This window comes from Candidatus Zixiibacteriota bacterium, from assembly GCA_022865345.1.
Taxonomy (GTDB): Bacteria; Zixibacteria; MSB-5A5; order MSB-5A5; family RBG-16-43-9; genus RBG-16-43-9.
Window position 1 is genome coordinate 1 of sequence record JALHSU010000229.1, and the last position, 2,183, is coordinate 2,183.

Annotated in this window: 2 protein-coding genes; both read left to right on the top strand. The window is 42.5% G+C overall.

Going from position 1 to position 2,183, the window contains the following annotated elements; all coding sequences use genetic code 11:
- Positions 1-250: 250 nt before the first annotated feature.
- On the top strand, positions 251-919 hold the full coding sequence (locus tag MUP17_11025; protein ID MCJ7459512.1) for a hypothetical protein: 669 nt from the start codon (positions 251-253) through the stop codon (positions 917-919).
- A 184-nt stretch (positions 920-1,103) separates the two neighbouring features.
- On the top strand, positions 1,104-2,183 hold a 1,080-nt coding region (locus MUP17_11030), incomplete at its 3' end, for a phosphopentomutase (GenBank protein ID MCJ7459513.1).

Consider the following 2,183-nt stretch of genomic DNA (forward strand, 5'->3'; position numbering starts at 1 on the left):
ACAGATTGGGCATTGGTTCATCATTTTATTTTTCACTTAAATAATTTAATAGATTAATTAAATAAATCAAGAAAAATCTTATTAAAAAGCAATAAAATTGATTATAGGCTTAAATAAGTTGAAGTAAGTCTTTGAAAATCTTCTTTTTAGGCTTAAGTACATTATTTTTGAAACTTTAGAACTCTAAAGAAAGTATTTGCTTTAAGAAGAGAGATTTGCATATATTAAATAATCCAACAAAGGAGGAGAGATGAGAAAGGCAGTTTTGATTATCTCAATTGTTTTTTTCTTCCTCGTAATGGTTCGATCCACGTCGGCAAAACAGGAGAAAACCGGCAGGATAGAAAAGGATACTCTGATAGATGCAAAGTACGGGTATGAGCTAAGGGTTTTATCTAACTGGAAAATACAATTTGAAAAAGAACCTTCATTGGTGAGAAGCACCATAACTAAGAAGAATTACCAGGTCAATAAAGCTTCTACCATGTTCGAGGAAGAAAGGCTTATCCCGACAATAATCATCTGCGCAGATACTACCTCTCTTTCTTTGACGGAGATCGAGAATTCTTTGATACAAGGGAGAGGTACTCTCAGGAACAAAGATGAATATCTGATGAAATTGGATGCCATCGCCTCCTACGAGCTGATCAAGACCCAAGATATTGCTCTGGACAGTATTAAGGGGAAAGTGTACGGCTACAAGAAGAGTTATCTCAGGCAGGTGATTGATCCCTCCGCCCGATACGGACCAGAAGGAACCGGTTCTGTGACCAAGGAAGATTATTTCTTGGGGGAGGTAATGGTCCTGAAAAAAGGAATTAACCTGTACCTGATCCAGTTCACTGATGAAAGCGAGTATTTCTCAACGGATGAAGATGAATTCTCCAAGATGCTGCAGACCTGGAAGTTCTTGAAATGAATCGCGCTTGAAAATGTGTAGAGACGCATAGCATGCGTCTCTTGTATTTTTAGTGTCATCGCGAGGAGTCCATTTGGACGACGAAGCAATCCAGCTCCGGCTGAGGAAAGGGATTGCTTGGATCCGATGAATCGGAGTACGCAATGACGCAAACAGATAATGAGAAATATTCGACGTGAAAGAAATTAAGAGGGTAGTCCTGATTGTGCTTGATTCCTGCGGGGTGGGTGAACTTCCGGATGCCTTCAAATATGGTGATCAGGGCTCTAACACTCTGAGTAATACGGCTAAAGCGGTAGACGGATTACATCTCCCTAATTTACAAAGGTTGGGGCTGGGGAATATTGCTTCCATCTCAGGAGTTGAGCCTCAAAAAGAACCATTAGCCTCATACGGAAAAATGGCTGAGGTATCACCTGGAAAAGATAGCACCAGCGGTCACTGGGAGATGACAGGCGTGATTTTAAAACCCCCTTTTCCGGTCTATCCAAATGGATTTCCAGATGAGCTGATAAAAGGATTCGAGAAAGCAATCGGTACAGAAGTTCTGGGAAATAAACCGGCCTCTGGGACTGAGATCATTAAGGAATTGGGTGAGGAGCATCTCAGAACTGGTAAGCCGATAGTGTACACCTCGGCTGACAGCGTTTTTCAGATAGCCGCGCACGAGGAGAAAATCCCCGTGCCAAGATTGTATGAGATCTGTCAGATAGCAAGAGAACTCCTTACAGGAGAAAATGCGGTTGCCAGGGTCATCGCCCGACCTTTTGTCGGAAAACCAGGGTCTTTTAGAAGGACAGAGGGGAGAAAAGATTTTTCTCTGCCTCCTCCTGAGAGAACGATTCTGGAGATCCTTCAAAATAAAGGAATCAAGGTCGTCGGGATAGGGAAAATAAATGACCTTTTTGCTGGACGAGGAATTTCACGATCGATTCACACCAGGGATAATCAGGATGCTTTGGATAAGCTCACACAGACAATAAAGGAAGAGAAGGAAGGGTTAATTTTCATCAACTTAGTTGATTTCGACATGGTCTGGGGGCACAGGAATGACGTACAGGGATTTGCAAATGGATTAGAAGATTTCGATAGAAGACTTGAAATGGTTCTGAGTTTACTTCAGAGCCGGGACGTAATCATCATAACTGCGGACCACGGATGCGATCCTACCACTCCGAGCACGGATCATTCAAGGGAGTACGTGCCCCTTTTGGTTTTTGGTGAGAAGTTAAAGAAAGGTGTAAACCTGGGGACCAGGAGAAGT

Bases quoted from the DNA above. Each gene is read 5' to 3' on its own strand.
- MUP17_11025 (MCJ7459512.1), top strand. From the start codon at position 251: ATGAGAAAGGCAGTTTTGATTATCTCAATTGTTTTTTTCTTCCTCGTA.